17 protein-coding genes are annotated in these 17,249 nt (G+C 61.9%); 13 read left to right on the top strand and 4 right to left on the bottom strand.

The genetic code is table 11. The features are described 5' to 3' along the window. The first annotated feature begins 209 nt into the window (after nucleotides 1–209). The 9 genes from mdcA to madM all read left to right on the top strand — a co-directional run bounded on the left by mdcA (nucleotide 210) and on the right by madM (nucleotide 7,440). Nucleotides 210–1,880, top strand: a complete 1,671-nt coding sequence (mdcA, locus tag VNV36_RS08205; protein ID WP_325717326.1) for a malonate decarboxylase subunit alpha — start codon at nucleotides 210–212, stop codon at nucleotides 1,878–1,880. Then, complete coding sequence (locus VNV36_RS08200) at nucleotides 1,880–2,737, top strand: triphosphoribosyl-dephospho-CoA synthase (protein ID WP_325717325.1); 858 nt, start codon at nucleotides 1,880–1,882, stop codon at nucleotides 2,735–2,737. Before mdcA ends, VNV36_RS08200 begins: the two co-directional genes overlap by 1 nt. Then, nucleotides 2,737–3,036 (top strand): malonate decarboxylase subunit delta, encoded by a 300-nt coding sequence (locus tag VNV36_RS08195; RefSeq protein ID WP_325717324.1) that lies wholly within the window; start codon nucleotides 2,737–2,739, stop codon nucleotides 3,034–3,036. The genes VNV36_RS08200 and VNV36_RS08195 overlap by 1 nt, the downstream gene beginning before the upstream one ends. Further along, the gene (locus VNV36_RS08190; RefSeq protein ID WP_325717323.1) at nucleotides 3,029–3,880 is read left to right on the top strand and encodes a biotin-independent malonate decarboxylase subunit beta; all 852 of its coding nucleotides are present in this window, start codon (nucleotides 3,029–3,031) and stop codon (nucleotides 3,878–3,880) included. Before VNV36_RS08195 ends, VNV36_RS08190 begins: the two co-directional genes overlap by 8 nt. Beyond that, on the top strand, nucleotides 3,877–4,662 hold the full coding sequence (gene mdcE / locus VNV36_RS08185) for a biotin-independent malonate decarboxylase subunit gamma (protein WP_325717322.1): 786 nt from the start codon (nucleotides 3,877–3,879) through the stop codon (nucleotides 4,660–4,662). The genes VNV36_RS08190 and mdcE overlap by 4 nt, the downstream gene beginning before the upstream one ends. Next, complete coding sequence (locus VNV36_RS08180; RefSeq protein WP_325717321.1) at nucleotides 4,656–5,276, top strand: malonate decarboxylase holo-ACP synthase; 621 nt, start codon at nucleotides 4,656–4,658, stop codon at nucleotides 5,274–5,276. The genes mdcE and VNV36_RS08180 overlap by 7 nt, the downstream gene beginning before the upstream one ends. Beyond that, on the top strand, nucleotides 5,273–6,193 hold the full coding sequence (gene mdcH / locus VNV36_RS08175; protein ID WP_325717320.1) for a malonate decarboxylase subunit epsilon: 921 nt from the start codon (nucleotides 5,273–5,275) through the stop codon (nucleotides 6,191–6,193). The genes VNV36_RS08180 and mdcH overlap by 4 nt, the downstream gene beginning before the upstream one ends. Before the next feature lie 64 nt (nucleotides 6,194–6,257). Then, entirely contained in the window at nucleotides 6,258–6,674 is a 417-nt protein-coding gene (madL, locus tag VNV36_RS08170; protein ID WP_325717319.1) for a malonate transporter subunit MadL, read from the top strand. Nucleotide 6,675: 1 nt separating this feature from the next. After that, nucleotides 6,676–7,440, top strand: coding sequence for a malonate transporter subunit MadM (gene madM, locus VNV36_RS08165; RefSeq protein ID WP_325717318.1), 765 nt, complete (start codon nucleotides 6,676–6,678; stop codon nucleotides 7,438–7,440). 47 nt (nucleotides 7,441–7,487) lie between these two features. Here the strand turns inward: madM and VNV36_RS08160 are convergent, their stop codons facing one another. Further along, on the bottom strand, nucleotides 7,488–8,402 hold the full coding sequence (locus VNV36_RS08160) for a LysR family transcriptional regulator (protein WP_325717317.1): 915 nt from the start codon (nucleotides 8,400–8,402) through the stop codon (nucleotides 7,488–7,490). A 162-nt stretch (nucleotides 8,403–8,564) separates the two neighbouring features. Between VNV36_RS08160 and trhA the strand changes: the two genes are divergently transcribed. Next, the gene (gene trhA / locus VNV36_RS08155) at nucleotides 8,565–9,182 is read left to right on the top strand and encodes a PAQR family membrane homeostasis protein TrhA (protein WP_007964065.1); all 618 of its coding nucleotides are present in this window, start codon (nucleotides 8,565–8,567) and stop codon (nucleotides 9,180–9,182) included. 92 nt (nucleotides 9,183–9,274) lie between these two features. Here the strand turns inward: trhA and VNV36_RS08150 are convergent, their stop codons facing one another. Beyond that, nucleotides 9,275–9,994, bottom strand: coding sequence for a 16S rRNA (uracil(1498)-N(3))-methyltransferase (locus VNV36_RS08150; protein WP_325717316.1), 720 nt, complete (start codon nucleotides 9,992–9,994; stop codon nucleotides 9,275–9,277). A gap of 143 nt (nucleotides 9,995–10,137) precedes the next feature. Continuing rightward, the gene (locus VNV36_RS08145) at nucleotides 10,138–11,544 is read right to left on the bottom strand and encodes an adenosylmethionine--8-amino-7-oxononanoate transaminase (protein WP_325717315.1); all 1,407 of its coding nucleotides are present in this window, start codon (nucleotides 11,542–11,544) and stop codon (nucleotides 10,138–10,140) included. A 223-nt stretch (nucleotides 11,545–11,767) separates the two neighbouring features. Here VNV36_RS08145 and VNV36_RS08140 point away from each other — a divergent pair, with 223 nt between their 5' ends. The 3 genes from VNV36_RS08140 (at nucleotide 11,768) to VNV36_RS08130 (ending at nucleotide 15,082) form a co-directional block, all read left to right on the top strand. After that, a complete protein-coding gene (locus VNV36_RS08140) occupies nucleotides 11,768–13,537 on the top strand; it encodes a flavin monoamine oxidase family protein (RefSeq protein ID WP_325717314.1) in 1,770 nt (589 codons plus the stop codon). A gap of 383 nt (nucleotides 13,538–13,920) precedes the next feature. Next, nucleotides 13,921–14,472, top strand: a complete 552-nt coding sequence (locus tag VNV36_RS08135) for a cytochrome b (RefSeq protein ID WP_110644415.1) — start codon at nucleotides 13,921–13,923, stop codon at nucleotides 14,470–14,472. Between the two features lie 31 nt (nucleotides 14,473–14,503). Beyond that, nucleotides 14,504–15,082 carry a YceI family protein gene (locus VNV36_RS08130; RefSeq protein ID WP_325717313.1) on the top strand — a complete coding sequence of 193 codons (579 nt, stop codon included), beginning with the start codon at nucleotides 14,504–14,506 and terminating at the stop codon, nucleotides 15,080–15,082. A gap of 228 nt (nucleotides 15,083–15,310) precedes the next feature. Here VNV36_RS08130 and rhlE2 read toward each other — a convergent pair whose 3' ends face one another. After that, nucleotides 15,311–17,173, bottom strand: coding sequence for an RNA helicase RhlE2 (rhlE2, locus tag VNV36_RS08125; RefSeq protein ID WP_325717312.1), 1,863 nt, complete (start codon nucleotides 17,171–17,173; stop codon nucleotides 15,311–15,313). Nucleotides 17,174–17,249: the final 76 nt, after the last annotated feature.

The raw sequence follows: 17,249 nt of genomic DNA, 5'->3' as shown, positions 1-17,249 counted from the left end.
GTTCCCCCTGTAGGAGCTGTCGAGTGAAACGAGGCTGCGATCTCTTGATTTTCAGAATCAAGATCAAAAGATCGCAGCGTTCCGCAGTTCCTACAGGGGCTTCAGCTTGTCCGTTACGCTCAGCGTAATGATTCACCTCCCAGCTTGATTGATGCCCTCACCACACGCGCCTAACGTGGCTCCACGACAGCGAACCCCGTGGAGTGAGCATGACAACAACAATTTCCCCCGACTCACGCTGGACGCGGCGGCGTGATGAGAAGCAGCGGCGGCTCGACAAGGTGCGCGGGCTGGCCGACGGTGCGGTGTTGCCCAGTGACAGAATCGTCGCCGCGCTCGAAGCGCTGATCCATCCCGGCGATCGCGTGGTGCTCGAGGGCAACAACCAGAAGCAGGCGGATTTCCTTTCGCGCTCGCTGGCCAAGGCCGACCCGGCCAAGCTACACGATCTGCACATGATCATGCCCAGCGTCGGCCGCTCCGAACACCTCGATCTGTTCGAACGCGGCATCGCCCGCAAGCTCGATTTCTCCTTCGCCGGCACCCAGAGCCTGCGCATCAGCCAGTTGCTTGAAGATGGCTTGCTCGAAGTCGGCGCCATTCACACCTACATCGAACTCTATGCCCGCCTCGTCGTGGACCTGATCCCCAACGTCGTGCTCTCGGCCGGTTTCATGGCCGACCGTGCCGGCAATATCTACACCGGTCCGAGCACCGAAGACACCCCCGCACTGATCGAACCGGCGGCGTTCAGCGACGGCATCGTCATCGTCCAGGTCAACCAATTGGTCGACGACGTCAGCGAGCTTCCCCGAGTAGACATTCCGGCGTCATGGGTCGATTTCGTCGTGGTGGCCGACAAGCCGTTCTACATCGAACCGCTGTTCACCCGCGACCCGCGCCATATCAAGCCTGTCCACGTGCTGATGGCGATGATGGCGATCCGTGGCATCTACGAGAAGCACAATGTGCAGTCGCTTAACCACGGCATCGGTTTCAACACTGCCGCCATTGAGCTGATCCTGCCGACCTACGGCCAATCACTCGGTTTGAAGGGCAAGATCTGCCGCAACTGGACGCTCAACCCGCACCCGACTTTGATCCCGGCGATTGAAAGCGGCTGGGTCGAAAGCGTGCATTGCTTCGGCACTGAACTGGGCATGGAAAACTACATCGCCGCCCGGCCTGATGTGTTCTTCACCGGGCGCGACGGCTCGCTGCGCTCCAATCGGATGTTCTGCCAACTGGCCGGGCAATACGCGGTGGATCTGTTCATTGGTGCGACGCTGCAGGTCGACGGCGACGGCCATTCCTCGACCGTGACCCGTGGCCGTCTCGCCGGTTTCGGTGGTGCGCCGAACATGGGCCATGACCCACGCGGTCGGCGTCACGGCACTCCGGCGTGGCTGGACATGCGCCACGCCGATGCGCAGCAACCGATGCTCGAACGCGGCAAGAAACTCGTGGTGCAAATGGTCGAGACGTTCCAGGAGGGCGGCAAACCGACCTTCGTCGAAACCCTCGACGCGGTGGAAGTAGCGAAGAAAAGCGGCATGCCGCTGGCGCCGATCATGATCTATGGCGACGACGTCACCCACCTGCTCACCGAAGAAGGCATCGCCTACCTGTACAAGGCGCGCTCGCTGCAAGAGCGCCAGGCGATGATCGCAGCCGTCGCCGGCGTTACCGCCATCGGCCTGCGGCACAACCCGAAAGACACTGAACGCATGCGCCGCGAAGGCCTGATTGCCTTGCCCGAAGACCTCGGCATCCGCCGCACCGACGCCACTCGCGAATTGCTCGCAGCGAAAAGCGTGGCCGATCTGGTCGAGTGGTCCGGCGGCCTCTACAACCCGCCCGCCAAATTCAGGAGCTGGTAATGCACGCACTCAACCTGCAAGCGAAATCGCTGTCACTGGCGGATCGATTGGCCGATCTGGCGGTGGATGCGCTGATCGACGAGGCCGATCTGTCGCCGAAACCGGCGCTGGTCGACCGTCGCGGCAACGGCGCGCACACCGATCTGCACCTGGGCCTGATGCACGCTTCGGCGCTGGCGTTGTGGCCGGCGTTCAAGGAAATGGCCGAGGCAGCGCTGGAGATTGGTGAAATCGGTTTGCCGTTGCGCGAAGCGATTGGCCGCATTGGCCGCGAGGGCGAGCAAGCCATGCTCGCGACCACCAACGGCGTCAACACTCATCGCGGCGCAATCTGGGCGTTGGGACTGTTGGTGACAGCCGCCGCGCTGCAACCGAAATCCATCGCTCTGTGTGCCGCACGCCTGGCACTGCTCGACGATCGCCATGCACCGAAACCGCGAAGCCACGGCGCACAAGTGGCCCAGCGCTACGGCAAACGTGGTGCCAAGGAAGAAGCGCAACTCGGCTTTCCCTCAGTGCTGCAACGCGGCCTGCCGCAACTGCACAAAAGTCGCGCCAAAGGTCACGGCGAACAGAACGCCCGACTCGACGCCTTGCTGGCGATCATGACCGAGCTGGCCGACACCTGCGTGCTCTACCGCGCTGGCGAACCCGGCCTGCACGCCATGCAGTCCGGCGCGCAAGCAGTGCTCGATGCCGGCGGCTGCGCGAGCCTCAGCGGGCGTCGGCGCCTGCACGAACTCGATCAACAACTCATCGCATTGAATGCCTCGCCCGGTGGCGCCGCCGACTTGCTCGCGGCCACGCTGCTGCTCGACCGCATCGAGCACGACGGCATCCTTCAGGGAGCGTTTTGATGGAAAGCCTATCGTTTGAATTCCCCGCCGGGCAGCCGCCACGCGGACGCGCTCTGGTCGGTTGCGTCGGCTCGGGCGATCTGGAAGTGCTGATCGAACCGGGGGCGGCCGGCAAGCTGACGATCAATGTGCAGACCTCGGTCAACGGCGCGCAGCAGCGCTGGCAGCACCTGTTTGCACGGATGTTCGACGGCACCACGCCGCCGGCGATGGCCATCGATATCCACGATTTCGGCGCCACCCCCGGTGTGGTGCGCCTGCGGCTGGAACAGGGTTTCGAGGAGATCGGCCATGACTGACAGCGCAGCGCTGCTGAACAAACACAGCTTCGTCGAACTCGGCGCGCGGCAGCGGGCGAAAGCCTTGCTCGATGCGGGCACCTTTCGCGAATTGCTCGATCCGTTTCAGCGGGTCATGTCGCCGTGGCTGGAGCGCCAGGGCGTGGTGCCCCAAGCCGATGACGGCGTGGTCATCGCCAAGGGCAGCCTCGACGGTTTGCCAGTGGTCATCGCGGCGATCGAAGGCGCATTCCAGGGTGGCAGCCTCGGCGAAGTCGGCGGGGCGAAAATTGCTGGCGCGCTGGAACTGGCCGCCGAAGACAATCGCAACGGCGTCCTCACCCGCGCGGTGTTGCTGCTGGAGACCGGTGGCGTGCGTTTGCAGGAAGCCAATCTGGGCCTTGCGGCGATTGCCGATATTCATGCGGCGATTGTCGATTTGCAGCGCTACCAACCGGTGGTCGGTGTCGTGGCCGGCAGCGTCGGTTGTTTCGGCGGCATGTCGATCGCCGCGGCGCTGTGCAGCTATCTGCTGGTGACTCAAGAAGCGCGCCTCGGTTTGAATGGCCCGCAGGTGATCGAGCAGGAAGCCGGAATCGAGGAATACGACTCCCGCGACCGGCCATTCATCTGGAGCCTGACCGGCGGCGAGCAGCGCTTCAACAGCGGTCTGGTGGATCGTTATGTCGGCGATGACGTGGCGCAGATTCGGCAGCAGGTGAATGAACTGCTCCAGCAGGGCTTGCCCGCGCAACCGCGCAGCCAGCGCGCCGAGTGGTTCCTCAAACGCTTGGCGAGCCTGGACACGGACAAGCAAATCGAACCGTCGGTGGTTCGCGATCTGTACCAAGGAGAGCGCTCATGAGCGGTTATTCATTGCGCGGTTTGCACTGGTTCAACGCGCTCAGCGCGGGCGCAAATGTCGTTGAAGGTTTGCCGCCGTCATTGAAAGTGGCCGACGCTGAGCTCGGACGTGTTATCGCCGTGGTGGCTGACCCGGACAATCGTTTTCCCCGCGCCCGTAACGGCGAAGTCGGTTTGCTCGAAGGCTGGGGTCTGGCCAAGGCTGTGGATGATGCGATTACGGCCGACCGCGACAACGCGCGGAAACGCCCGATCATCGCCATCGTCGATGTGCCAAGTCAGGCGTATGGCCGGCGCGAAGAAGCCCTCGGCATTCATCAGGCGCTGGCCGGCGCGGCAGACAGCTATGCCCGTGCGCGGCTGGCCGGGCACCCGGTGATTGCGCTGCTGGTGGGCAAGGCCATGTCCGGTGCATTTCTTGCCCACGGTTATCAGGCCAATCGCCTGATTGCTTTGCGTGACCCCTGCGTGATGGTGCATGCAATGGGCAAGGCATCGGCCGCGCGGGTGACGTTGCGCAGCGTTGAAGAACTGGAAGCGCTGGCCTCGAGCGTGCCGCCGATGGCCTACGACATCGACAGTTACGCCAGCCTCGGTCTGCTCTGGGAAACCCTCTCGGTGCAGCAGATCGAGCAACCAACGACGGAAGATCTGGCGCGGGTGACCGAGTGCCTGAAGCAAGCGATCAACGATGTCACCGGCAGCGATTTGAAGGGCCGCCTTGGCGCGAGCAATCGTGCAGCTTCCAGCCGAGTCCGCGAATTGCTGAGGGCGCAGTGGTGAGCATGCCCCTGGCCCACGACCTGCTCTGGGGCATGACGCCTGCGCAGTTGCCGGCTGATGCGCCAGCGTGGGCGGTAGAGGCGCTCGCGGCCGGGCAACCGGTGGTGGTGCGGCGGGCGTTGAGTCAGGAAGGTTTTGTTGCCGTCGGTGTGCGTGGAGTTTTACGCGAGCAGCGGTTGGCGGGGTTCATGCCGCTTGATTCGATTGCGCGGCGGGTCAGTCCCGAGGCGCTGTGTGATGTCGACAGCCCGCGAGATTTGCCAGTGGTGCAGGCACTCAAGCAATTGCGATCGCCGCTCGATGATTGCGGTTTGGTCTGGGGTGTCAGCGGCAGCGCAGGGTTTGAATTGGCCAGTGGTTTTGCAGCGATGCACGCGGCCAGCGATCTCGATTTGATCCTGCGTACACCGCAGTTGATGACGCGTGTTCAGGCGCGCGAACTGGTCGCGCTGGTGGATCGAGCCGTGTGCCGGGTCGATATGCAATTGCAGACACCATTCGGTGCACTCGCCTTACGCGAATGGGCCAGTGGCTCGGCGCGGGTGCTGCTGAAAAATGCGCATCAGGCGTGTCTGGTGGCTGATCCGTGGAACCCGCAGGAGCGGGCAGCGTGAGCAGTCTGCTGGTGTTTCCCGGCCAGGGCGCGCAGCAAGCGGGCATGCTGCAGCGTTTGCCTCGGGAAACGCTGGTCGAGGCCAGTGATGTGCTCGGCGAGGATGTCTTGCTGCTGGATTCTGCCGAGGCATTGCGCACGACCAGAGCGGTTCAGCTGTGCTTGCTGATCGCCGGTGTCGCTGGCTCACGGCAGTTATTGCAGGATGAACTGACTGCGGATTACGTCGCCGGCCTGTCCATCGGCGCTTATCCGGCGGCGGTGGTGGCGGGGGCCTTGAGTTTCAGCGATGCGCTGCATCTGGTCAGCCTGCGCGGGGAGCTGATGCAACAGGCTTATCCACAGGGCTACGGGATGACCGCGATCATCGGCCTGCAATTATCCACAGTCGAAACACTGCTGGCGCAGGTGCACAGTGAAGATACGCCGGTGTATCTGGCCAACATCAATGCCGACAATCAGCTGGTGATTGCCGGCAGCGACAGGGCGATGCAAGCGGTGGCCGAGCTGGCGCGCAGTCGTGGCGCCGGACTGGCAAAACGTCTGGCCGTGAGCGTGCCGTCGCACTGCCCGCTGCTGGAACAACCGGCGCAAACCCTCGCCGAAGCCTTTGCGAAAATTCCACTGAAAACGCCGCAGATGGCTTATCTGAGCGGCAGCCGCGCGCGTCCGCTGATCAAGCCTGATGCCTTGCGCGACGACCTCGCCTTCAACATGTGCCGCATGGTGGATTGGCGCGGCACCGTGCAGAGCGCCTACGAGCGCGGCGTGCGTTTACAGATCGAACTGCCGCCCGGTGCGGTGCTGACCGGGCTGGCGCGCCGGGTGTTCGAACAGGGCACCGTCGCTGCCTTCGACAGTGCCCGACTCGATACCCTGCAAGCGCTTCTGCGTGAGGAGGATGGCCGCCGACCTTAAGACCGCCGACTCAAGCTTCGACAACAAAAACAACATTCGACGATGCACTTTGAGGACTACAACAATGATTATTTACGGTGTGGCGCTGTTGGCGATCTGTACGCTGGCAGGGGTGATCATGGGTGACATGCTCGGCGTATTGCTGGGCGTCAAATCCAACGTCGGCGGGGTCGGCATCGCCATGATCCTGCTGATCTGCGCGCGCTTGTGGATGCAAAGGCGTGGCGGCATGACCAAGGACTGCGAGATGGGCGTTGGCTTCTGGGGCGCGATGTACATTCCGGTGGTGGTAGCCATGGCCGCGCAACAGAACGTCGTCACCGCCCTGCACGGTGGCCCGGTTGCGGTGCTGGCGGCAATCGGTTCAGTGGTGGTTTGTGGTTGCACGATTGCCCTGATCAGCCGCACCCACAAGGGCGAACCGTTGCCCGACGAACCGGCGGAAATCTCCCCGATCGGCACCCCGATAGGAGGTCGCTGACATGTGGGAACTCATCGAAAAAGGTCTGGAACACAATGGGCTGATCACCGCATTCGCCTTTGTCGGCGTGATCATGTGGGTGTCGGTGATTCTCTCCAGGCGCTTGACCTTCGGGCGCATCCACGGCTCGGCGATTGCCATCGTCATCGGCCTGGTGCTGGCCTGGGTTGGCGGCACCATGACCGGCGGGCAGAAAGGCCTGGCGGATCTGACGCTGTTCTCCGGCATCGGCCTGATGGGCGGGGCGATGTTGCGTGACTTCGCCATCGTCGCCACCGCGTTCGAAGTGCAGGCGACCGAAGCGAAGAAGGCCGGGATGATCGGCGTGATCGCCTTGCTGCTGGGCACGATCCTGCCATTCATTGTCGGCGCGTGCATGGCCTGGACCTTCGGTTATCGCGATGCGGTGAGCATGACCACCATTGGCGCCGGCGCGGTGACCTACATTGTCGGGCCGGTGACGGGTGCGGCGATCGGCGCGACGTCGGATGTGATGGCGCTGTCGATTGCCACCGGGCTGATCAAGGCGATTCTGGTGATGGTCGGCACCCCGGTCGCGGCGCGCTGGATGGGCCTGGACAATCCGCGTTCGGCAATGGTGTTTGGCGGGCTGGCCGGGACGGTGAGCGGGGTAACGGCGGGGCTGGCGGCGACGGATCGGCGCCTGGTGCCGTACGGGGCGTTGACGGCCACCTTTCACACCGGGCTTGGGTGTTTGCTGGGGCCGTCGCTGTTGTTCTTCATTGTTCGCGCGATTGTCGGCTGAAACGCTGAATGTTGTTGTGGCGGGGGAGCTTGCTCCCTCGCCACAGGTTAATTCTGGCGATTGGCATACATCCGACACTCCGCCAGCAATGCCAGCAGATTCGGATCGCGCTCCTTGGCCTTGAGAAACACCACGCCAATGTGCTGCTGCAAGCGGTACTTTTCCTGCAACGCAATCAGCTTCACCCGATTCTCGTACACCGCCGCAATCCTTCCTGGCAGCAACGCATAACCCACACCCGAACTGACCATGCTCAGCAGGGTGAAAATATCATTGACCTGCATTGCCACCTTCGGCTCGAACCCCGCTTGCTTGAATACCCGCACACCGTCCTGATGGGTGGCGAAGCCCTGGGTCAGGGTGATGAAAGTTTCATTGCGCACTTGCGCCAGATCGACTTCACTGCGCTGAGCGAATTTTGAATCGGCCGGGGTGGCGAGGAAGATGTCGTCGGAAAACAGCGCAATCTGTTCGCAATCGGGGTCGTTGATGCTGTCGTCCAGCGACACCAGAATCGCGTCGACTTCCATGTTTTTCAGCTTGTAGAGCAGGTCGATGTTCGAGCCGAGGATCAGGTCGATATTGAGTTCGCTGCGGCGGATTTTCAGGCCCATGATCAATTGCGGCACGGTCTTGACCGTTAGCGAATACAGCGAGCCGAGCTTGAAACGCTCGGCGGAAAACCCGGCCGCCTCGCGGGTCAGGCGCACGCTGTCAACGACGTCGTTGATAAGTTTCTGCGCGCGCTCTTCCAGCACGTAGGCGCTTTCCAGTGGCGTCAGGTTGCGGCCTTCGTGTTTGAACAGCGGGCAGCGCAGGGCGTTCTCAAGCGAATGAATGGCGCGGTGCACGCTGACGTTGCTGGTCTGCAACTGCGCGGCGGCGCGGGCGAGGTTGCCAGTGCGCATGAAGGCGAGGAACACCTCGAGTTTTTTCAGGGTCAATTCTTCGTCGATCAGCATGGCGCGGACTCTTTTTGCTATCGGCCGATTGTGCACGGAAGATCAAAAGATCGCAGCCTTCGGCAGCTCCTACAGGGGATCGTGTTGAACGCAAACTTGCGCTTTTACGCTCAAGGCCCGAGCCTTGCGCGCTTGCGGTAGCGATTACGAGGTGTGCGACACATGTATCACGGGGAAAAACTCAACGCCTGGACCCATCTGGTCGGGGCCGTCGCGGCGTTTATCGGCGGCGTGTGGATGTTGGTGATTGCCAGCCTCGACGGCAGTCCATGGAAGATCGTCAGCGTGGCGATTTACGCGTTCACCTTGCTGGTGCTCTACAGCGCTTCGACCGTGTACCACAGCGTGCGCGGGCGCAAGAAAGCGATCATGAAAAAGGTCGATCATTTTTCGATCTACCTGTTGATCGCCGGCAGCTACACGCCGTTCTGCCTGGTGACGTTACGCGGGCCGTGGGGCTGGACGTTGTTCGGGATTGTCTGGGGGCTGGCATTGATCGGCATCCTGCAGGAAATCAAACCGCGCTCCGAGGCGCGGATTCTGTCGATCGTGATTTACGCAGTGATGGGCTGGATCGTGCTGGTCGCGGTCAAGCCGTTGATCGCCGCGCTAGGGACAGCGGGGTTTGCCTGGCTGGCGTCGGGCGGTGTGCTGTATACGGTGGGGATTATCTTCTTCGCGTTGGATCACCGGCTGCGGCATGCCCACGGCATCTGGCATCTGTTCGTGATTGCCGGGAGTCTGCTGCACTTTGTCGCGATTCTGTTTTACGTTCTTTGAAGCAAGATCAAAAGATCGCAGCCTTCGGCAGCTCCTACATTGGAATGCATTTCAATTGTAGGAGCTGCCGAAGGCTGCGATCTTTTGGCGTCTTAGAAATCCCCCCACAGCTGTTGTGCAACAGCCAGCGCCACCACCGGCGCCGTCTCGGTGCGCAGCACCCGCGGGCCGAGGCGGGCGGCGTGAAAACCGTTGGCCTTGGCCTGCTCGACTTCGGCGTCCGTCAAGCCACCTTCAGGCCCGATCAGGAATGCCAGTGTCGCCGGTCTGGCATGGCTGACCAGCGGCTCGGCCACCGGGTGCAGCACCAGTTTCAATTCGGCATCGCTGTGCTTGATCCAGTCCCCCAGCAGCACCGGCGGATGAATCACCGGCACCCGTGAGCGCCCGCACTGTTCGCACGCGCTGATCGCCACCTGACGCCAATGCAGCAAGCGCTTGTCGGCGCGTTCGTCCTTGAGGCGCACTTCGCAGCGCTCGCTGAAGATCGGGGTGATTTCAGTGACGCCCAGTTCGGTGGCTTTTTGAATCGCCCAATCCATGCGCTCGCCCCGGGACAAGCCCTGGCCGAGGTGGATGTGCAGCGGCGATTCGACCTGCCCGGCGAATTGCTCGTCGATCTGCACCACCACGCGTTTCTTGCCGACTTCCACCAGCGCACCGCGAAACTCATGACCGGAGCCGTCGAACAACTGCACGGCATCGCCCTCGGCCATGCGCAACACGCGGCTGATGTAATGCGCCTGGGCTTCCGGCAGTTCGTGTTCGCCGGTGCTCAGCGGGGCGTCGATAAAGAAGCGGGACAGTCTCATTTCGGGTCTCTTGAAAGATGTGAATCAGTGGGGGCCGCGTCGACTTCATTCGCGAGCAGGCTCGCTCCCACACTTGCAATGCATTCCCCTGTGGGAGCGAGCCTGCTCGCGAAAGCAGCAGTCCAGGCACCCGAAAGTTTGAATCAGCCCGGATCGCGGAATCCCGGATGGAAGTCCTGCGGCACGGCGACACTGACGCTGTCACGGGTAGCGATGTCGATGCCTTCACTCGCCACTTCGGCCAGAAAGTCGATCTGCTCCGGAGTGATCACGTAGGGCGGCAGGAAATACACCACGCTGCCCAGCGGCCGCAACAGCGCGCCACGTTCCAGCGCATGCTGGAACACCTTCAAACCGCGACGTTCCTGCCAAGGGTAGGCCTCTTTCGTGGCCTTATCCTTGACCATCTCGATGGCCAGGACCATGCCGGTCTGGCGCACTTCCGCGACGTTCGGGTGGTCGATCAGATGCGCTGTCGCCGAGGCCATGCGCTGAGCCAGGGCCTGGTTGTTCTCGATGACGTTGTCCTGCTCGAAGATATCCAGCGTCGCCAACGCCGCCGCGCACGCCAGCGGGTTGCCGGTGTAGCTGTGCGAATGGAGGAAGGCGCGCAGGGTCGGGTAGTCGTCGTAGAACGCGCTGTAGACCTCGTCGGTGGTCAGGCACGCCGCCAGCGGCAGGTAGCCGCCGGTGAGGGCTTTCGACAGGCACAGGAAGTCCGGGCGGATGCCGGCCTGTTCACAGGCGAACATCGCCCCGGTGCGGCCGAAACCTACGGCGATTTCGTCGTGGATCAGGTGCACACCGTAACGGTCGCAGGCTTCGCGCAACAGTTTCAGGTACACCGGGTGGTACATGCGCATGCCGCCGGCGCCCTGAATCAGCGGCTCGACGATCACTGCCGCGACGCTGTCATGATTTTCCGCCAGAGCCTGTTCCATCGCCGCGAACATGTTGCGCGAGTGCTCTTCCCAGCTCATGCCGGCGGGGCGCAGATAGCAATCCGGGCTCGGCACTTTGATGGTGTCCATCAGCAGTGCTTTGTAGGTTTCGGTGAACAGCGGCACATCGCCGACGGCCATCGCCGCCATGGTTTCACCGTGGTAACTGTTGGTCAGGGTGACGAAGCGCTTTTTATTCGGCTGGCCGCGATTGAGCCAGTAGTGAAAGCTCATTTTCAGCGCGACTTCGATGCACGACGAGCCGTTATCGGCGTAGAACACCCGGTTCAAGCCTTCCGGCGTCATCTTCACCAGACGCTCGGACAGTTCGATCACCGGCTGATGGCTGAAACCGGCAAGGATCACGTGCTCAAGCTGATCGACCTGATCCTTGATGCGCTGGTTGATGCGCGGGTTGGCGTGGCCGAACACATTGACCCACCACGAGCTGACTGCGTCGAGGTAACGCTTGCCTTCGAAGTCTTCGAGCCAGACGCCTTCGCCGCGCTTGATCGGGATCAGCGGCAGCTGTTCGTGGTCTTTCATCTGGGTGCAGGGATGCCACAACACCGCGAGATCGCGTTGCATCCACTGGTTATTCAGGCCCATTTACAGTCTCCTCGAGGCGGCTCGCGTCTGGCGCGGGCGAACAATCGCGCAAGCCTATGCAATGCATCGCGCGGGAACAACCCATTGTGTCGATTGAACTACTTTGTCTGAGCCGATAGACGTCGCTGGCGGCGTTTTGATGGCTAACGTATTCTTCGCGGTTCTTCGAGTTGTCTGACTCGCAAAACTGCTTTTTCCCACATGTTTTTCCGGAGTTCGCTGAATGTCTGTCGGTTGGCTGCGCGTCTGTGCGCTGGTGATGTTGGGGCTGTTCAGCGTTACGGCGCTGGCCAAGGATAAAACCGCAATCGTGATCGGCGGCGGCCTGTCGGGTCTGACTGCCGCTTACGAGCTGCAGAACAAGGGCTGGCAGGTCACTCTGCTGGAAGCCAAACCGAGCCTGGGCGGTCGCTCGGGCATGGCCACCAGCGAGTGGATCGGCAACGACAAGACCCAGCCGGTGCTGAACAAGTACGTCTCGACCTTCAAGCTCGGCACCACGCCGGCGCCGGAATTCGTGCGTACCCCAAGCTATCTGATCGACGGCGATTATTTCTCCGCCGCTGATCTGGCCACCAGGCAACCAGCCACCGCCGATGCGCTCAAGCGCTACCAGAAAACCCTCGACGATCTGGCACGCTCGATCGACGATCCGCAGAACCCGGCGGCGACTGCCACCCTGCATGCGCTGGATCAGATCACTGTATCGAGCTGGCTCGACAAGCAGAACCTGCCGGCCACGGCGCGTCAGTTGATCAACCAGGACATCCGCACCCACTACGACGAACCCTCGCGTCTGTCGCTGCTGTATTTCGCCCAGCAGAATCGCGTCTATCGCGGCGTTTCCGACCGCGACCTGCGCGCCTCGCGTCTGGTCGGCGGCAGCCAGGTGCTGGCCCAGGCCTTCGTCAAACAGATCAAGACCATCAAGACCAACTCGCCGGTCTCGGCCATCACCCAGGACAAGGACGGCGTGACCGTCAAGGTCGGCAGCGTCGGCTATCAGGCTGATTACGTGGTGCTGGCGGTGCCGTTGCGCGCGCTGAACAAGATCGCCCTGACCCCGGCGCTGGATGCTCAGCACTTGGCAGCGATCAAGGGCACCAACTACGGTTGGCGCGACCAGATCATGCTGAAGTTCAAGACGCCGGTGTGGGAAAGCAAGTCGCGCATGTCCGGCGAGATCTACAGTAATACCGGTCTGGGCATGCTCTGGATCGAACCGGCGCTGAAGGGCGGTGCCAACGTGGTGATCAACCTGTCCGGCGATAACGCCCGCGTCATGCAGGCGTTCGGCGACAAGCAGATGGTCGATCAGGTGCTGATTCGTCTGCACGCGTTTTATCCACAGGCCCGTGGCTCGTTCACCGGTTATGAAATCCGTCGTTACAGCACCGACCCGTCGATGGGCGGCGCTTACCTGGCTTACGGCCCGGGCCAGATCAGCAAGTTCTGGCGGCTGTGGGAGCGTCCGCTGCAGCGCGTAGCGTTCGCCGGCGAACACACCGACACCTTGTACCCGGGCACGCTGGAAGGCGCACTGCGTACCGGCCAGCGCGCGGCCAGCCAGGTGGAAGATCTGGCGGCAGGCAAGTCGTTTGAACCGGTCAAAGTGGTTCCGGCTGCAGCGGCGGCGGGTGCAGCGGGTGCTCTGGCGGCGAAGAAGGGCAACTTCTTCACTAACCTGTTTGGCGGTGCGGATGACGAGAAGAAGCCAGAGCCTGTGAAGGCACCAGAGCCAGCGCCTGTACCTGTTGCTCCAGCGCCTGCACCGACTCCGACCCCTGCGCCCGCTCCGGTGGAAGCACCGAAGCCAGCGGCACCGGTGAAAGCCGAGCCAGCGAAGAAAGCGGCGGCCAAGCCTGCGGCGAAGAAGCCTGCGGCCAAGACCGAAACGAAAAAGCCGGCTGCCAAACCCGCAGCGAAAAAAGCTGAACCGGCGAAGAAGCCTGCAGCCAAGCCTGATGCGACCACCGAGACCAAAGCGCAGTAAGGCTTTTCGGTGAATGAAAAAGCGCGGCTTTCATGCCGCGCTTTTTTTATTGCCTGAGCACAACCCCTGTGGCGAGGGAGCTTGCTCCCGCTCGGCTGCGAAGCAGTCGTAAATCCTGGAGAGCCGATATTTCCAATGCGCTGCGCAGCTGTGTTTTTGGGAGTCCTTCGGCCTCCAGCTAGAGCAAGCTCCCTCGCCACAAGAGCGCACTCGACTGCGCAAATCTCATCCACATCCCGCCACACTTTTGCCTTTAATCTTTCCTTAACACGCCACTTCCAGACTCTTGATCGTATTTCTCGATATTTCAAAGCAAAATTTTCCGCTTTAATTCGATAGATAACTCGCTAGTCTTGGTTCGCAGTTCTCACAGGATTTGGGCAATGCAGCTACGTAACTCTTCTTCGCGCTATGGTTGGGTCAGCATCTTCATGCACTGGGGTGTGGCGCTGGCGGTCTTCGGGCTGTTTGCGCTGGGTCTGTGGATGGTCGGGCTGGATTACTACAGCACCTGGCGCAAAGACGCGCCGGATCTGCACAAGAGCATCGGTCTGGTGCTGCTCGCTGTGATGGTGTTGCGGGTGTTGTGGCGTTTCATCAGCCCGCCGCCGCCAACGCTGCAAAGCTACAGCCGCATGACCCGCATCGGCGCTAAATTCGGCCACGGGTTTCTGTACCTTGCGCTGTTCGCTGTGATGATTGCCGGTTACCTGATTTCCACCGCAGACGGTGTCGGGATCCCGGTGTTTGGCCTGTTCGAAGTTCCTGCTCTGCTCTCCGGACTACCGGATCAGGCAGATACCGCTGGGGTGATTCATCTCTGGCTGGCGTGGGCGCTGGTAATTTTTTCCGGCCTCCATGCGTTGGCAGCATTGAAGCACCACTTTATCGATCGTGATGCGACCCTTACCCGAATGCTCGGTCGCAAAGCCTGAAATTCAACCTCGACTCAAAGGAAAAGAAAGCATGTTGAAAAAGACTCTGGCCGCTCTGGCAATCGGTTCTGCCGTGCTGTCCGCCAACGTAATGGCTGCTGACTATGTGGTAGACAAGGAAGGCCAGCACGCCTTCGTCGACTTCAAGATCAGCCACCTGGGCTACAGCTACATCACCGGTTCCTTCAAGGACATCGACGGCAAGTTCAGCTTTGACGCTGCCAAGCCTGAAGACAGCAAGATCGAGTTCAATGTAAACACCGCCAGCGTGTTCACCAACCACGCCGAACGCGACAAGCACATCGCCAGCGCTGACTTCCTCAACGCCAGCAAATTCGGCAAGGCCACTTTCGTTTCCACCAGCGTCAAATCCACCGGTGCCAACACCGCTGACGTCACCGGCGACCTGACCCTGCTGGGCGTGACCAAGCCGGTTGTCGTCAAGGCGACTTTTCTGGGCGAAGGCAAGGATCCATGGGGCGGTTACCGCGCCGGCTTCGAAGGCACCACCACGATCAAGCGTTCCGATTTCGGCAAGCAGAAAGACCTCGGTCCGAAGTCCGATGTGGTCGAGCTGTATGTTTCGTTTGAAGGTGTGAAAGCGAAATAATCCTCGCCGCCACACAAAAACGCCCCCGGTCGAAAGGCCGGGGGCGTTTTTTATTGCCACAACGCAGATCCCTTGTAGGAGCTGCCGAAGGCTGCGATCTTTTGATCTTGATTTTTTAAGATCAAAAGATCGCAGCCTTCGGCAGCTCCTACGCAAAGCGATTTGCAGCGCTCATAAAAAATGCCCCGGCTCTTTCGAATCGGGGCATTTTTCATTGCGGCTTGAAACTCAGCGATTGCGGGTCAGCAGGGCTGGTTTCTCGCCACGCGGGCGGCTTGGCAGTTGATCGAGCTGCTCAGGCGTCGGGAAGCGGTCGGCTTTCGATTCCTTGTGCATGATCTTCGGGCCGTTGCTGCGCGGGTTCTGCACAGCCGGTTCGCTGCGTGGCTGATCGTCGCGCGCCGGGCGGCGGTTGCGTGGGGCGGATTCGTCACGACGACCCTGACCGTCACGCGGAGCGCCATTGCGCGGGCCGCTGCGTTTGGCTGGTGGGGTGCCAGTGCTCGAACCGTTGCTGTTGCGCGGACCGTTCTGACGACCTTGTGGCTGACCGCCGCGTGGTGCGCCAGCGCCTTGCGCCGGTGCGCCCGGACGACGGCCACGGCCGCCGGCAGGAGCGGCTTTCGGCACATAGTCGACACGATTGCCGAAGTTATCGATATCGTCGTCGAGGAATTCGTCCGGGGCACGGTCAGCCGCTGCACGCGGTGGCTGGCTCGGGCGTTGGTCGCGGCTCGGCGTACCCTCGCGCGGTTTCTGCTGACGGGCAGGGCGCTCGCCACGATCACCGGCCGGCTTTTCCTTGCCCTTGTCTTTGCCTTTGTCCTTGCGACCGCCACCACCGCCGCCGCCATTCGGGCCGTCGCCGCGCGGGCCACGGGAATTGCGCGGGTTGCGGATGTCCGGACGCTCACGGGCTTCCGGCTTCTCGGCTTCGATGGTGCTCGAATCGAAGCCCATCAGATCGCCGTCGGCAATCTTCTGTTTGGTCATGCGCTCGATGCTTTTCAGCAGCTTTTCTTCGTCCGGTGCGACCAGCGAGATCGCCTCGCCCGAACGACCGGCTCGGCCAGTACGGCCGATACGGTGCACGTAGTCTTCATCGACGTTCGGCAGCTCGAAGTTGACCACATGTGGCAACTGATCGATGTCCAGACCACGAGCGGCGATGTCGGTGGCGACCAGAATGCGCACTTCGCCGGCCTTGAAGTCGGCCAGGGCTTTGGTGCGGGCGTTCTGGCTCTTGTTACCGTGGATCGCCACCGCCGGCAGGCCGTGTTTGTCCAGGTATTCAGCGAGACGGTTGGCGCCGTGCTTGGTGCGGGTGAAGACCAGAACCTGTTCCCACGCGCCGGCGGTGATCAGGTGCGCCAGCAGTGCGCGCTTGTGGCTGGCCGGCAGACGGAAGACGCGTTGCTCGATGCGCTCGACCGTGGTGTTCGGCGGTGTGACTTCGATGCGTTCAGGGTTGTGCAGCAGTTTGCCGGCAAGGTCGGTGATGTCTTTGGAGAACGTCGCCGAGAACAGCAGGTTCTGGCGCTTGGCCGGCAGGCGTGCGAGGACTTTCTTCACGTCGTGCACGAAGCCCATGTCGAGCATGCGGTCGGCTTCGTCGAGCACGAGGATTTCAACGTGGGACAGATCGACGCTGCCCTGGCCGGCGAGGTCGAGCAAGCGACCCGGGCAGGCGACGAGGACGTCGACGCCACGGGACATGGCCTGAACCTGCGGGTTCATGCCGACGCCGCCGAAGATGCAGGCGCTGACGAATTTCAGGTCACGGGCGTAAATCTTGAAGCTCTCGTGCACCTGGGCCGCGAGTTCGCGGGTCGGGGTCAGGACCAGTACGCGCGGTTGGCGCGGGCCGTGACGCTGGGATTTGTCCGGGTGACCGTTGGGAAACAACCGCTCCAGAATCGGAAGGGCGAAGCCGCCGGTTTTACCGGTACCTGTCTGAGCCGCGACCATCAGGTCGCGACCTTGCAACACGGCGGGAATGGCCCGCTGTTGCACCGGAGTAGGCTCGGTATAGCCCGCATCTTCGATGGCGCGGACTAAAGCCTCGGAGAGACCGAGGGAAGCAAAGGACATGAGTAATCCTGTTTTAGTTAGGGCTTGGCCCAATGGGAGTCTTGCCTGGCGCGAATCACGTTTAAGAGGACGCAAT

Origin of the sequence: Pseudomonas sp., assembly GCF_035554175.1 — a bacterium.
In the GTDB taxonomy this organism is placed as follows: Bacteria; Pseudomonadota; Gammaproteobacteria; order Pseudomonadales; family Pseudomonadaceae; genus Aquipseudomonas.
Note: the sequence above shows the minus strand (reverse complement) of the source record. Positions and strands in the feature narration are given on the sequence as shown.

What these genes read in the sequence shown, in the direction of transcription:
- mdcA (WP_325717326.1), top strand. Translation starts at nt 210, where the DNA reads ATGACAACAACAATTTCCCCCGACTCACGCTGGACGCGGCGGCGTGAT.
- VNV36_RS08200 (WP_325717325.1), top strand. Translation starts at nt 1,880, where the DNA reads ATGCACGCACTCAACCTGCAAGCGAAATCGCTGTCACTGGCGGATCGA.
- VNV36_RS08195 (WP_325717324.1), top strand. Translation starts at nt 2,737, where the DNA reads ATGGAAAGCCTATCGTTTGAATTCCCCGCCGGGCAGCCGCCACGCGGA.
- VNV36_RS08190 (WP_325717323.1), top strand. Translation starts at nt 3,029, where the DNA reads ATGACTGACAGCGCAGCGCTGCTGAACAAACACAGCTTCGTCGAACTC.
- mdcE (WP_325717322.1), top strand. Translation starts at nt 3,877, where the DNA reads ATGAGCGGTTATTCATTGCGCGGTTTGCACTGGTTCAACGCGCTCAGC.
- madL (WP_325717319.1), top strand. Translation starts at nt 6,258, where the DNA reads ATGATTATTTACGGTGTGGCGCTGTTGGCGATCTGTACGCTGGCAGGG.
- madM (WP_325717318.1), top strand. Translation starts at nt 6,676, where the DNA reads ATGTGGGAACTCATCGAAAAAGGTCTGGAACACAATGGGCTGATCACC.
- VNV36_RS08160 (WP_325717317.1), bottom strand. Translation starts at nt 8,402, where the DNA reads ATGCTGATCGACGAAGAATTGACCCTGAAAAAACTCGAGGTGTTCCTC.
- trhA (WP_007964065.1), top strand. Translation starts at nt 8,565, where the DNA reads ATGTATCACGGGGAAAAACTCAACGCCTGGACCCATCTGGTCGGGGCC.
- VNV36_RS08150 (WP_325717316.1), bottom strand. Translation starts at nt 9,994, where the DNA reads ATGAGACTGTCCCGCTTCTTTATCGACGCCCCGCTGAGCACCGGCGAA.
- VNV36_RS08145 (WP_325717315.1), bottom strand. Translation starts at nt 11,544, where the DNA reads ATGGGCCTGAATAACCAGTGGATGCAACGCGATCTCGCGGTGTTGTGG.
- VNV36_RS08140 (WP_325717314.1), top strand. Translation starts at nt 11,768, where the DNA reads ATGTCTGTCGGTTGGCTGCGCGTCTGTGCGCTGGTGATGTTGGGGCTG.
- VNV36_RS08135 (WP_110644415.1), top strand. Translation starts at nt 13,921, where the DNA reads ATGCAGCTACGTAACTCTTCTTCGCGCTATGGTTGGGTCAGCATCTTC.
- VNV36_RS08130 (WP_325717313.1), top strand. Translation starts at nt 14,504, where the DNA reads ATGTTGAAAAAGACTCTGGCCGCTCTGGCAATCGGTTCTGCCGTGCTG.
- rhlE2 (WP_325717312.1), bottom strand. Translation starts at nt 17,173, where the DNA reads ATGTCCTTTGCTTCCCTCGGTCTCTCCGAGGCTTTAGTCCGCGCCATC.